Source organism: Halorientalis salina, from assembly GCF_005049285.1.
GTDB classification, from domain to species: domain Archaea; phylum Halobacteriota; class Halobacteria; order Halobacteriales; family Haloarculaceae; genus Halorientalis; species Halorientalis salina.
This window is the reverse complement of record NZ_SOSC01000002.1, coordinates 345956-358546: the sequence shown is the minus strand read 5'-3', so window position 1 is coordinate 358546 and position 12591 is coordinate 345956. Positions and strand designations below refer to the sequence as shown.

The 12591-nt window shown below is 65.1% G+C and carries 16 protein-coding genes; 7 read left to right on the top strand and 9 right to left on the bottom strand.

The window, feature by feature from the left end; all coding sequences use genetic code 11:
* Positions 1-122 precede the first annotated feature (122 nt).
* Positions 123-398, top strand: a complete 276-nt coding sequence (locus E2481_RS06285) for a hypothetical protein (protein WP_136716274.1) — start codon at positions 123-125, stop codon at positions 396-398.
* Positions 399-425: 27 nt separating this feature from the next.
* Here the strand turns inward: E2481_RS06285 and E2481_RS06280 are convergent, their stop codons facing one another.
* Positions 426-935 (bottom strand): YkgJ family cysteine cluster protein, encoded by a 510-nt coding sequence (locus E2481_RS06280; RefSeq protein ID WP_136716273.1) that lies wholly within the window; start codon positions 933-935, stop codon positions 426-428.
* 112 nt (positions 936-1047) lie between these two features.
* Between E2481_RS06280 and E2481_RS06275 the strand changes: the two genes are divergently transcribed.
* The gene (locus E2481_RS06275; RefSeq protein WP_136716272.1) at positions 1048-1506 is read left to right on the top strand and encodes a pyridoxamine 5'-phosphate oxidase family protein; all 459 of its coding nucleotides are present in this window, start codon (positions 1048-1050) and stop codon (positions 1504-1506) included.
* On the opposite strand, the gene E2481_RS06270 is transcribed toward E2481_RS06275, so the two are convergent.
* The 3 genes from E2481_RS06270 to E2481_RS06260 form a co-directional block, all read right to left on the bottom strand.
* On the bottom strand, positions 1503-1826 hold the full coding sequence (locus E2481_RS06270) for a transcription factor S (RefSeq protein WP_136716271.1): 324 nt from the start codon (positions 1824-1826) through the stop codon (positions 1503-1505). The genes E2481_RS06275 and E2481_RS06270 overlap by 4 nt on opposite strands.
* A 75-nt stretch (positions 1827-1901) precedes the next feature.
* Positions 1902-2534 carry a hypothetical protein gene (locus tag E2481_RS18940; protein WP_250137743.1) on the bottom strand — a complete coding sequence of 211 codons (633 nt, stop codon included), beginning with the start codon at positions 2532-2534 and terminating at the stop codon, positions 1902-1904.
* 87 nt (positions 2535-2621) lie between these two features.
* Positions 2622-3659 carry a sensor histidine kinase gene (locus E2481_RS06260; RefSeq protein ID WP_136716270.1) on the bottom strand — a complete coding sequence of 346 codons (1038 nt, stop codon included), beginning with the start codon at positions 3657-3659 and terminating at the stop codon, positions 2622-2624.
* 275 nt (positions 3660-3934) lie between these two features.
* Between E2481_RS06260 and E2481_RS06255 the strand changes: the two genes are divergently transcribed.
* Positions 3935-4492 (top strand): response regulator transcription factor, encoded by a 558-nt coding sequence (locus E2481_RS06255; protein ID WP_136716448.1) that lies wholly within the window; start codon positions 3935-3937, stop codon positions 4490-4492.
* On the opposite strand, the gene E2481_RS06250 is transcribed toward E2481_RS06255, so the two are convergent.
* From E2481_RS06250 to E2481_RS06240, 3 genes are all read right to left on the bottom strand, one after another.
* Positions 4489-5154 (bottom strand): hypothetical protein, encoded by a 666-nt coding sequence (locus E2481_RS06250; RefSeq protein WP_136716269.1) that lies wholly within the window; start codon positions 5152-5154, stop codon positions 4489-4491. The two genes, E2481_RS06255 and E2481_RS06250, sit on opposite strands and share 4 nt — an antisense overlap.
* Positions 5151-6227 carry a hypothetical protein gene (locus tag E2481_RS06245; protein WP_136716268.1) on the bottom strand — a complete coding sequence of 359 codons (1077 nt, stop codon included), beginning with the start codon at positions 6225-6227 and terminating at the stop codon, positions 5151-5153. Before E2481_RS06245 ends, E2481_RS06250 begins: the two co-directional genes overlap by 4 nt.
* Before the next feature lie 123 nt (positions 6228-6350).
* Positions 6351-7187: an RAD55 family ATPase gene (locus E2481_RS06240; protein ID WP_136716267.1), complete on the bottom strand. Its 837-nt coding sequence runs from the start codon at positions 7185-7187 to the stop codon at positions 6351-6353.
* A gap of 167 nt (positions 7188-7354) precedes the next feature.
* Here E2481_RS06240 and E2481_RS06235 point away from each other — a divergent pair, with 167 nt between their 5' ends.
* Positions 7355-7555, top strand: coding sequence for a DUF7557 family protein (locus tag E2481_RS06235; protein ID WP_136716266.1), 201 nt, complete (start codon positions 7355-7357; stop codon positions 7553-7555).
* Positions 7552-7947: a PIN domain-containing protein gene (locus E2481_RS06230; protein ID WP_136716265.1), complete on the top strand. Its 396-nt coding sequence runs from the start codon at positions 7552-7554 to the stop codon at positions 7945-7947. Before E2481_RS06235 ends, E2481_RS06230 begins: the two co-directional genes overlap by 4 nt.
* 53 nt (positions 7948-8000) lie before the next feature.
* Here E2481_RS06230 and E2481_RS06225 read toward each other — a convergent pair whose 3' ends face one another.
* Entirely contained in the window at positions 8001-8966 is a 966-nt protein-coding gene (locus tag E2481_RS06225) for a beta-ribofuranosylaminobenzene 5'-phosphate synthase family protein (protein WP_136716264.1), read from the bottom strand.
* A gap of 149 nt (positions 8967-9115) precedes the next feature.
* On the opposite strand from E2481_RS06225, the gene ilvD reads away from it, so the two are divergent.
* Positions 9116-10855, top strand: coding sequence for a dihydroxy-acid dehydratase (gene ilvD / locus E2481_RS06220; protein ID WP_136716263.1), 1740 nt, complete (start codon positions 9116-9118; stop codon positions 10853-10855).
* Between the two features lie 310 nt (positions 10856-11165).
* Positions 11166-11846 (top strand): DUF6230 family protein, encoded by a 681-nt coding sequence (locus tag E2481_RS06215; RefSeq protein ID WP_136716262.1) that lies wholly within the window; start codon positions 11166-11168, stop codon positions 11844-11846.
* 80 nt (positions 11847-11926) lie between these two features.
* Here the strand turns inward: E2481_RS06215 and E2481_RS06210 are convergent, their stop codons facing one another.
* Positions 11927-12577 (bottom strand): hypothetical protein, encoded by a 651-nt coding sequence (locus E2481_RS06210; RefSeq protein WP_136716261.1) that lies wholly within the window; start codon positions 12575-12577, stop codon positions 11927-11929.
* Positions 12578-12591: the final 14 nt, after the last annotated feature.

The window sequence follows — 12591 nt, the reverse complement described above, 5'->3', positions numbered from 1 at the left end:
CCGTCTCTCGACGAACGACCAGATATTGCGACGAATATAAGGACAATATATCTATCGAGGGACGATTAGTGTACATACAGGGTAAGATTTTTACTGTAGTCGCACGTTCGTTAGGGTAAGCGATGGCAGAATGTGACAAGTGTGGGTGCGAGGTCACTCACGTATGGCGGCACCGCGCGTTCGGAAGCGAAGCCCACCGGAAGATCGAGTGGGTCTGTGGCACCTGCCACCCGGAGCTTCCGGACGCGATCAGTACCGAGACGGAATCAGAGACCGACAGCGTCGTCGTCACCGACGGCGGGACGGCGACGTTCTCCTGTCCCAGCTGTGCGGGTCCGACGGTCAACGGGCAGGGACTGTTCAGCTGCGTCGACTGCGGCTGGGCCGGTCCGTACTAGCGGGGACCGGGTCGAGGCCCGCCGAGCTCACAGTTCTCGCCGCGTCTCCGGGTCGTCGAGGTCCCAGAGCACGGCGGGCAGGAACGCGTCGAGGTGCTCGACCACGCGCCGCTCCGAGACGTCCAGTCCCTCGCAGTGCTCGTGGGCTGACTCGCGAACGTCCACGTGGATGTCGCCGTCCTCGACCGTGACGGCCAGGGGAAACACCGAACACCGGGTGGGTTTCCAGTCCGACTCGGCGTGGAGCGAACAGAGCCCGTCGTCCCGGAGGAAAAAGCAGGCCTGGCCGTTCTCGTCGACGTGGTCCTCGCGGTCTTTGTGCTCCTGCCGGACGAAGTCCTCGCCACGAAACGACGTCGTCGTCTCCGCGAGGTTGGCACAGTCGGCGAGTTCCAGCAGGTCCGGTTCGTACAGCAGGACGCCGTGGTGACAGCACCACGTGCAGTCGTCGACGCACTCGAAGGTCAGCGAGGGGTCGAACTCCACGACGGCCTCCTTGCCGGGGTGAACTTCGACGCGGCGCGAGTCGGCTGACACGGCTGGCCGTTTCGCACCTGTGGGCAAAAGCCCGTGGGGTCCGCGGTGACGACGACTCGGTGAAACGGCCCCCTGTGCGTGGTTTCAATACCTTAGCTGTCCAACTAGCCCTATGACGATGGATACGACCGGTCAGTGGATGGGGACGCCCATGGACGCGCGAACCGTCGACGACCTGCTCGAAGCGCACGGCTGGGCTGTTCTCTCGCTGGCCCGCGACGACGAGCCGTACAGCATCCCGATCTCCTTCGGGTACGACAGCGAGGACGTCTACTTCGTCTTCCTCGAAGACAGCCCCGACGGCCGGAAGTTCGAATTCATCGACGAGGGAGCGTCCGTCCGCCTGCTCGTGACCGACATCGGCGGTCGGTTCGACTGGCAGTCCATCGCGGTTACCGGCAACGCACGGCGCATCGACCACGACACCGACGACTGGACGCACCTCATGGACACGCTGGACGACAACGCCTGGTTCTCCAGCGACTTCGAGCGCGCCGACTCCCTCGAAGCGATGCACGGCTGGCGGCTGGACGTCGACGAGGTGCGTGGCCTCGAAGTCAAAGAGAGCTAGTTGTACTCACGCCAGCGGTTGCCACACTCCTGGCACTTGAAAAAGCGCGTCGGCGGTTCGTCGGCCGACCCGGTCTGTTTGATCGTGTACCAGGCCTTGCCGTGGCCGCACTTCTCACAGGTCACGTCGTCGGCAGTCGGTTTCCCCTCGAAGTTCGCGCCTTCTTCGGTTTCGATGAGTTCGTCGCCGCTCTGTTCCTCGGTACTGACGAACTGGTCGGCCTTTTCGGTGTCCTTTGCGACCCGAGCGCCACAGGACGAACAGACCATCTCGTCGCCGTCCGCGTGCATCATCGAACCGCATTCGTCGCAAAATTGCATAGTGACGGTACTCCGACTACGAACCTGTACCCCATTCCCTCTTTCGACTCCCTCGACGCGTGCTCTCGTCGCGTTTCAGTCCGACCGGGTAGCGAGTTTTGGGTATTCAAGTTCGAGCCGGCCGTCGAGCGTGTAATCGGAACCGAGGAGCCCGCTGCTCGTCAGTTCGATCGTGCTGTCGATGGTGAGCTCCGTGGCCGTCTCGGACGCGGGTCTGACGAGCAGCTCTAGCGTGCTGATCGTCTCGTCGGCCAGATCGTCCAGATCGTCGATCTCGATCACCGTGCCGAGGTCCCGGTCGGGCGAAGAGAGTCGCACGTTCGGCGGTGGCGAGCTATCGCCCTCCACGGGCGAGACGACGGCGACCTCGGCAGGGGTGTCCCTCGCCGTTTCGGGCATCCACACCCTGAGTTCGATCGATTGCACGCGGGTCCCATCCCGGTGCCAGATCTCGGTCCGCAACTCGATCAGATCGGACGCGACGGTCCCGTCGACGCCGAAGTGACCGATCTCCTCGCCGTCCGAGGAGAAATGGAGGCTCCGCCGCCCGCTCCCGTCGGATTTTTCGGTCGGATCGGAGAGCGTCGTCTCGGACTGAATCTCACCACACCCGGCGACAGTGCCCGTCCCGGCCGCCCCGAGCGCGGCGACGAGTTCCCGCCGTCGCACGGGAAACTGATACCGTCCGCGGTCCGTTCGAGAGTCCATGTCCCAGGGCAGACGGGCAGCGTGGAAAAACGTGGGTGAGGCTCAAACTCCTGTTTGTGCCATCCCGCCACTGTCGCTGACTCGCCGCTAGAACGGCTGCAGCGACTCGATTTCGGCAAACTCGAATCGCGCACCGCCGGACTCGCGCCGCTCGTCGGCCGACTCCCCCCTCGCGTCACTCGCAGGGACACCACCGGTGTCGCTCTCCGTTACCGCGACCGTCCAGCCGTGGGCGTCGGCGATTCGCTCGACGATAGCCAGCCCCAGGCCGGTGCCCTCGGTGGAACTGGTGACGCCGGGCTCGAAGACCTCGTCCCGGTCTTCGGGCGGGATGCCGGGTCCGTCGTCTTCGAGATACCAGCCGGTGCGCTCCCCGTCGATGGTGCCGACGGTGACGCTCGGGCCGCCGTGTTCGAGCGAATTGCGGACGAGGTTCTCGACGAGTTGCTGGAGGCGGTCGGGGTCGGCCTGGAGCGTGGCGGTCTCGTCGACCAGGGTTAGCGTCGCCTCGCCGGTATCGACGCTCTCCCAGGCGGCCTCGGCGATCGCCGCGAGGGTGACCCGTTCCGTGTCGTCGACGACCTTGCCATCGCGGGCGAGCGCGAGCACGTCGTCGATGAGCGTCCGCATCCGTCCGAGGGCGTCCGCGACGCGGTCGAAGTGCTCGGGATCACCGTCCTCGCGGGCGGCTTCGAGGTACGTCTCGGCCACGTCGATGGGGTTTCGCAGGTCGTGGGAGACGACGCTCGCGAACGTCTCCAGTCGTTCGTTGCGCGCTTCGAGGTCCCGTTCGCGGGACACCTGTTCGCTCTCGTCGGTGTAGACGAGATAGCCACCTCCGTCTCCGGGAATGTGCCGGAGGCGGAACGGCCGCGTTTCCCCGGCTACCGGACAGGTGACGCGCCGATCGACGGGGTCGCCGGCCTCGATCGCCGCGGCGACGTCCGACACCGTTCCGTCGGACGTGAGCGTGGCCTGGAGCGACACACCGCCGTCCTCGGTCGTGCTCGCACCGAAGGTCGTCTCGAAGGCGGAATTGATCGCCTCGATGACGATACCGTCGGCCGACCGCCCGTAGTGAATGACCGGGTCCGGGTGGACCGTCAGGAACTCCGATTCCGCCATGACTCGACTCCTCTCGGGGTTGCCGACCGCAGTTAATAAGTGTACGTACCGTCCCGGGAACTGATACTGCCGGACAGGAATTTTCGCACCCGTCGTTTGTCGAGCGGGCAGTTCTTTACGGTGTGCCGGCCCGACCGTCGATCCAGTGTTCACGGACTGCTGTCCGACAGGATGAGCCACGGCGGCGGTCCGACCGGCCGAAACCGCGCAAAAGTATTTCACCACGTATCCCGGACGAGTGGGACAGGACCGTGTCCGGTGAGTTCACCCAGACGATACTCGTCGTCGACGACGAGGAAGACGTCGCCGAAGCCTACGCCCTGAAGCTCCGCGACCGGTACGAGATCGAACTCGCCTACGGGGGCGAGCAGGCCCTCGAGAAGGCCGGCGATCACGTCACTGCCGTCCTGCTCGACCGCCGGATGCCGGACGTCCACGGCGACGACGTGCTGGTCGAACTCCGAGAGCGCGGCTACGACTTCCCGATCATCATGGTGACGGCGGTCGACCCGGACCTCAACATCCTGGAGATGGACTTCGACGACTACCTCTGTAAACCGGTCGACAAGGAGACGCTGCTCTCGACGCTCGACCAGCACATCGACGCGCCGGGCTCGGATCCGCGTCTGGAGGAGTTCTTCCAACTCCTCTCGAAACTCTCCGTGCTCGAAGCCGAACGCACGCCGAGCGAACTCGAAGACGACGAGGAGTTCAAACGTCTCAAGCGCCGCGCGGTCGAACTCAGCAACGAACTCCGGCAGTCGATGGACGATTTCGAGGAAGTCGTCGAGACCTACCGCTCGCTCGAACGCGGCTCCGGCACCTCTCTCTAGTCCGACCCGATCTTCCCGACGCTCTCCTCGAGTTCGCGCTGTTCGGCGACGACGGGACAGTTCAACAGTCGCACCGTCTCCATGTCGAGGAACTCGACGATGGCCGCCCCGTCGTACGTACAGGTACACTCCGGCGGGCTGGAGAAGTACTCACAGCGTTCGCAAAACGAGTGTTTCGAGACCTCGTAGTAGACCTTCTCGTCGAACTCCGGCATTCCCTCCTCCTCGGCCGCCGAGAGCGCCTCCCAGACCACGTCCGGGTCGATCTCGTCGACGCCGGCCGACTCGAAGGAGCCGAACGGGTCCTCGTCCGTGCCGGTCCGGCCACCGGCTCCCGAGAACGAGGCGAAGGGGTCGTCCGTGGGATCCGCGTCGTCGGTCGCCGCCCCACTCGCTGGGTCCTCGTGTGGCTCACCGCTACCGAACGGCCCGCCGGCCCCCTCGCGTCCCCCGTCGGACTCCCCGAAGGGGTTCTCGGCCATCCCTTCTGGCTGTGTCCGATCGTCCCCGTCCGGGACCGAACCGTGGGTCGATTCGCCCCGGTCCTCGGTGGTGTCCTCGTCCGGCTCGGTCGGTCCCTCGAGGTCCTCGAAGGGGTCCACGTCGTCGGGTGCGTCGAACCCCTCGAAGGGGTCGTCGCTGTCCTCGGAGTCCTCGGTCATCCCTCCTCCTCGTCGCCCGCCGCTTCGATTCCCTGTGCCTTGACCAGCTGTGGTTTCCCGAAGAAGCCGTCACTCGGTTCGACGTCCGTCACCGTCGCCTTGCAGTGTGGACACTCGGGGTCGGTCATCAGCGCGACGGAGACGCCCTGCCCGCAGGCCTCACACTGGGCGCGGTCGACGTCGTGTTCGGCGGCGGCTCGTTTGATCGCCTCGATCGAGGTGGCTCGCTTGTTGTTCACCTCGGAGTTCTCGCGCAGTTCCTTGACGACGTACGCGACCGTCCGGAGCTTCTCCTGGACGTCCGCGACGGTCTCCTCTACGTCGTCGAGCCGGTCCGCTTCCGCGTCGAGTCGCCCGTCGAGGTCCGCTTCGACGTCCTCGATCTCACCGACGAGCCCCTCGATATCGGTCTCTACGTCCTCGATTCGATCGACGACGTCCGGGTGTTCGTGATCGGCCGGTGCCTTCCGGTCGGTCTCCTTTTTGACCTGAATCACCCGGTCGCGAACGTCCTCGACTTTGCCCGTGAACTCGGATTCGACCGACTCGATCTCGCCTGCGATCTGTCGGCTCGCCTGCTCGGCCGCCGACTGGGAGACCTCAGCCAGTCTGTCCTCGAGCAACGCACCGAGTTGGTCCTCGATCGCGTCGGCCAGCCGCTCGTCGAGTTCCGCTGCGAGGTGTTTGTCGATCGCTTCGGGGAGGTCCTCCTCCAGCGCCTCGGGCAGTTCCTCGTCGACCGCCGCCGCGATCCGGTCGTCGAGTCGTTCGTCGAGCGCCGTCCCGACCTGTTGTTCGATGTCGATGCGGTCGGTGACGGCGCCGGCGATGTCGGAGAGGCGGTCGGCGATGATGTTCCGAACCTCGTCTTCGAGGTCGGTCGTTCGTGCGAGCACGTCCGCGTCGAAGTCGGCTCCGTCCTCCAGTTCCTCGGTGGCCTGGTGGGCCGCGAGCAACTGGACCAGAACCGTCTCCCGGTCGGTGTCGCGGTCGGCGGCTTGCTGGTCGACCCACTCCGCAAGCTCCGGCGGCAGTGAGATCGAGACCGGATCGTCGGACGGCTCGCTGGCCATCTATCGGCCCTTTGGCAACTCCGGTAGTTAAGCGTTTGCCACAGCTTATCAATTCGTAAAACAATCGGCCTCGGGAACTGGCGGCAGTTCAGCCGGCGTTTCGGCCGATACCGCGGAGAACTGTCAGCGAATCTTCCGAACGTCGCTGATGTCGAAGCCGGCGTCGCCGATCTCGGTCTCGAAGCGGATGATGTCCTCGTCTTCGATCTGGGAGAGGACGCCACGGAACTTCTTGAACACGAGCGTCCGGGCGCGCTCGCTCCCGCCCTGTTCCCACTCGAAGATCATCGTCCCGTCGGCCGCGTCGACTAACTGGCCGTGTTCCACGTCCGTGACCGTCTCGTGGTTGACGTGGGCCAGGATCAGGCCGTTCCAGGAGTGGGCGGCCTTCTGGAGGCCCTTGACGAGGTAGACGATGTCGGACCAGTCGTGTTCGTCGCCGATGGCGCTGATGAGGTCCGACAGCGAGTCGAGGATGACGAGGTTCCCCTGGGCGTTCGCGTTCAGGTAGTCGCCGAGCGCGGCGAACAGTCCCTCGCGGTCGTGGCGACCCGCCATGTCCCGGATGTGGGCCGTCTCCTCGGCGTACCACGGCCGGGGGACGCTGCTGGTGTGGAAGTACACCTCCGCCATGTCGACGAACTCGACGGGGTCGAAGCCGGACTCGACGACTTCCTCGTCCATGACGCGGTCCATCTCCCGGAAGAGCTGGTCGTCGTCGGCGGTAAAGGAGACGTAGTGGATTTCCTCGGGGAGAGCGGCCCCTGACGCCAGGTCCCCGTAGTATAGGTCGTGGAGGTCCTCGTTGGTGTGGCCCAGGCCGTTGACGACGGCGCTGGTGTACATGAACTCCCGGGAGCCGGCACCGGACTCCCCCGACAGCAAGACGACGCTCCCCGGCGGTGCGCCCCCGTCGATAATCGTATCGAGTTGTCTGATGCCGAAGGGGATGCGGTCCATACCCTGCCATACGGACCCCGTGCCGTAGTTGTTACGGGGATTTTGAGTGATGGAGTTTTCTCCCCATAGCCAAAGCTATGCTCGTCAGCGCAGGTACGATAGTGTAAACAAGTCGAGTGGCGGTAACGGCGAAACAGCTACTTGTCTGTATACTCGATGTATACACAATGAGTTCAACGATTCGCGTGTCTGACGACACGAAAGACAAACTCCGCCACCTGAAACGAGAGGATGAAACCTGGGACGAGCTACTTGACCGACTCGCCACTGACAACCGGTCGATGAATCCGGGCGCGTGGGAGGGGACAGACAAGGCGAAAAAAGCCCGCGAGGCCGTCAAGCGGTCGCGAGAATCATTTGGCCGATGACGTTCCTCGATTCGTCGGTCATTATCGACTACCTCGACAACGTGGAGCACGTCGTGGAGTTCGTCGACGACCAGCCGACCCTGCTCACCTCCTCGATCTGCGTCTATGAGGTACTTATCGGTGAAGTCTTCAGCTCAGGATCAACCGACATCAACGGGACTCGGGAAGATTTTGGCCGAGTGGCGTCGCTGGAATTCAACGAGTCCATCGCATTGGAGGCGGTGCAGCTACAACAAGAGTTGCAGCGAAGTGGTGATACCATGCCCGCTCGTGACCTGTTCGTCGCCGCGACCGCCCGGTCGACCGGTGACGAACTCGTCGTCGCTGACGCCGATTTTCAAACGATGCCCCTCGAAGACCTGATGACCGTTACTAACCTTTGGGATTCGTGAGACGGTCGACTGGTCGTGCCTTCCGGGGGCGCTCGAAATCCGTCACTTCCTCACTATTCGACGCGAACCCCACGATTCCGCGGAGCCGTAACGAGAACGCGCCCCTCCACACCAGCTTCCCCCAGCGCGTCACGCGCAGCTTCACGCGCCTCGTCGACGCCGTGGCGGTGTGTCACGCCGTAGACGGCCGGTCCCCACGAGGACTGGCCGGCTCCGGCGATCGCGGGGCAGTCAGAGAGCGCGTCCACGATACGGCCCGCCGGCGGGCGGTAGACGCCGCCCTGTTCGTCGGCGTACCAGGCCCCGTTGAGTCGGCCGAGTTTGGCCACGCCGGCCCCGAACGCCTCGCGGTCGCCCTCCGCTGCGGCGGGGAGCACCCGCCGGAGGAGCAATCCGCCCACCTCGTCGGCGATGCCGGTGTCGGCCCGCTCGACGACCGCCCGCATGCTTTCGTCCTCGCGCTGGCCGGAGCGACCAGTACTGGACTCGGGCAACACGACGACGAACCGCCAGGTCTCGGGGAGTTCGTGGCGGGCGGTGACGGGGGGCACGGTCCACTGGCCGTCGGCCGGGGGCGCGGCGGTGAACAGTTCGGTCGGGTGGCCGCCGTCGACGAGGAACCCGCCGGTCTCGAAGGCGGCGACGCCGACGCCGCTGCGACCCCCTCGGCCGAGCGCGGGAGCGTGCTTGCGGACGGCGGGTTCCATGTCGTACGCGCCCGCGATGGCGGTCAGGGTCGCCAGCGCGAACTGCGTGCCGCTGCCCAGGCCCACGTGGCGGGGGAGCCGATCCCTGACCTCGATGGCGGCCCCGTTGACGCCCAGCAGATCGACGGCCGTCCAGGCGTATTCGGCGGCCAGGTCGTCCTCGCAGTGGATGCCCTCGGCGGGATCGGCTTCGACGACGACCTGGGGTTCCTCCAAGGCGACGCCGACGCCGCCGTAGAGGCGCTCGCGGGCGAGCGAGAGGTTCTGGAAGCCGAAGTGGAGGCGGGCACCGGCGGCGACGCGAGCGGTCATTGCCGACCGGTATCCGCTCCGCACCTATCAGTGTTGGCGATGTGCCAATCCCGGTCCGTCCGGACGCGCCGAACCGGTTCGGGTCCCGGTTCAAGGGGCCATTCGTCGCATCCGGGCAATTAAAGCCGCCACGGTGACTGACAACGAGTATGAGTCAAGAATCCGAGCGACGCAGTGAGTCCGATGCCGGGAAGCCGGACGACCTGCCGAGCAACGAGGTGACGGAGGGAACCGACAAGGCCCCCCACCGGGCGATGTTCCGGGCGATGGGATACGACGACGAGGATCTCTCCTCGCCGATGGTCGGCGTCGCCAACCCAGCCGCCGACATCACGCCCTGTAACGTCCATCTCGACGACGTGGCAGACGCTGCCTACGAAGGTATCGACGATGGAGCGGGGATGCCCATCGAGTTCGGGACTATCACCATCTCCGACGCCATCTCGATGGGGACCGAGGGGATGAAGGCCTCGCTGATCTCGCGGGAGGTCATCGCCGACTCCGTCGAACTGGTCGCCTTCGGCGAGCGTATGGACGGCCTCGTGACGATCGGCGGCTGTGACAAGAACATGCCCGGCATGATGATGGCCTCCATCCGGACCGACCTCCCGTCCGTGTTCCTCTACGGCGGGTCGATCATGCCCGGCGAACACGACGGCCGGGAGGTCACCATCCAGAACGTCTTCGAGGGCGTCGGCGCGGTCGCGGACGGCGACATGACCGAGGACGAACTCGACGACCTCGAACGCAACGCCTGCCCCGGCGCAGGGTCGTGTGGCGGAATGTTCACGGCGAACACGATGGCCTCTATCTCCGAGGCGCTCGGGTTCGCGCCGCTCGGGTCGGCGTCGCCGCCCGCCGAAGACGAGTCCCGTTACGAGGTCGCCCGCGAGGCCGGCGAACTCGCCGCAGAGGTGGTTCGGGAACGGCGCAAACCCTCCGATTTCCTCTCGAAGGAGTCCTTCGAGAACGCCATCGCGCTCCAGGTGGCCATCGGTGGGTCGACTAACGCCGTGCTCCACCTCCTGGCGATGGCTGCCGAGGCGGGCATCGACCTCGACATCGCCGATTTCAACCGCATCAGCGAGCGCACGCCGAAGATCGCGAACCTCCAGCCCGGCGGCGAGCGAGTGATGAACGACCTCCACGAGGTCGGTGGCGTGCCGGTCGTGTTGAACGCCCTGTACGAGGCCGATCTGCTCCACGGCGACGCACTCACGGTGACGGGCGAGACGATCGGCGAGGCACTGGAGCGCTACGATCCGCCCGCGATCGCCGACCTCGACGCGGACTTCCTGCACACGGTCGCGGACCCGATCCACGAGCGCGGTGCCATTCGCATCCTCACCGGGAACCTCGCGCCCGACGGTGCCGTCATCAAGATCACCGGTGAGGACCACCTCCATCACGAGGGTCCGGTCCGGATATTCGACGCCGAAGAGGACGCGATGGCGTACGTCCAGGAGGGCAAGGTCGAGTCCGGTGACGTCATCGGCATCCGCAACGAAGGGCCACGCGGCGGCCCCGGCATGCGCGAGATGCTCGGGGTCACCTCGGCAGTCGCCGGCCAGGGCCACGCCGAGGACGTGGCGCTGTTCACTGACGGCCGCTTCTCGGGCGCGACTCGCGGGTTCTCGATCGGACACGTCGCTCCCGAGGCGTTCGTCGGCGGTCCCATCGCCGCGCTCGAAGACGGCGATGTCGTCACCATCGACATCGACGACCTGGAACTCTCCGTCGACGTCTCCGACGAGGAGATGGAGCAGCGACTCGACGCGCGCGACGACCCCGAACCGACCTACGACAACGGCGTGCTGGCGAAGTACCACCGCGACTTCGGCTCCGCGGCCAACGGCGCGGTGACGAACCCCGGCGCGAAACGGGAGTGACGAGCGGGCTGTACTGCTCGCGAACGGCGTGAGCGAGCAGCTTTTTCGCCCACGTTTTTGCGCGAGTGGTCGCCGCAGGCGACCCGACGCGGAAAAAGGTGGAACGGCGCGGTGACGAACCCCGGCGCGAAACGGGAGTAGGAACTTCCTAACCGGCCCGATTCCGCGTTCGAGATACCTCCGTTTTCGATCTGTGATTTCGCCGAGCGACGGGCGTTACCTTCCAGATGCGTATAAAGGGCCGTTGATGCATGGGGTAAGTATAAGGGTAGTAGCACTGGAACAAAGGAATGCCCTAGGGGGGTACGTAGTGTACGATAGAAGCATACTTGCAAAGAGTACAGGCGCATCGCTCGGTGTCGTCGCTGTCGTCGGCATGCTCTTTTTGAGCACCGGCACGGCGTTCGCCGCACCGATTTCAGGTATCGGCGGTTTCAAGATTCAGGCTGAAGAGATTCAGGGGAACGACCTCATCCTGTATCCGGGGAACGGTGACGCGGAGAACCACTCGAAGTACCCGCAGGGTATCGTCGAGCTGAATCAGGTGACGATCACGGACCTGACGCTGATCAAGCGCTTCAACCTCGATCAGTACGGGATGACGGGCAACGCACGCCTCGTCATTACCGCCGGGGCGAACACCGACGTCACGTCCGGGCAGCTGCTCCTGAAGACGCCCGAGCTGGAAGCCTCATCGGCCACGTTCAGCGGCCTGACGATCGACGAGACCAAAGCGAACAATACCGAGCAGGGGATCAAGCAGATGATCACGCTGCGCGCACCCGAGACCCCGACGACGGGTCCCGACGGTGACATCGCGGGCGGTCCGCGCCAGGTCACCCTCGACGGCGGTGACGGGAACCCCGGTCTCGTTCTCCAGGACGCGAACATCCGCGCGACCTACCTCGCGACCAACGAGATCACGCTGCCGGACCTCGGTCTGGAAGTTCAGTTCGACCCGAACAACGACGGCACGTACGAGTACGCGTAACGTCGTTCCACTAACCGCGAATTTTTTTGGCGTCTACGAACGGACAGCGTTGTGTCTCCCGTTCGCGAACTGATCGTTTATTATCCGACCCGAGACTGTGTTCGGAGTCGTCGCGCCTGCGTGACGATCCACCCGGCGAGCACGAGGGCGGCGACGAACTCCGGGACGGCGAACCACGTCCAGACCTCGTCCTCGCCGAACGCCTGTGCTTCGAGGACGATCCAGAGCACCCACTGGAGCACGTAGGCGTTCGCCAGCCAGACGAACCCGAGTCCCCGTTGGCCGTCGGTCCGCCGGATCGTTCCCGTGCTGTGTATCCAGAGCGTGAGTGCGACCCCGAAAAAGAAGGTCGCCGCGGCGGGGAAGTGGAAGGCGACGAACGGGCCGTCGAGATAGGTGACGCCGACCCCCATTACCCCGAGCAGCGTGACGACTAACGACCCGACGCCGATTCGCTCGGGACGCGACCCCGCGTCCATCCAGAGTGCGACGACGAAGGGCAGACCGAGCAAGCCGGTGAGGAACAGGCCGGCGTTGAAGAGATTGAACGCGATCTGATCCGCGCTCGACAACGCGAACACGGCGGTGCCGGTGGCCTCCCCGATACTCGACAGCGACCGGGTCTGCCAGGAGAACAGCGGGTCGACCAGGGTCGACACCACCAGAAACGAGATCGATACGGCGGGTGCGATATAGCCGAAGACCGCCAACGCGCGTTTCGTGTCCGTCATCGTTCTCGGTTCTT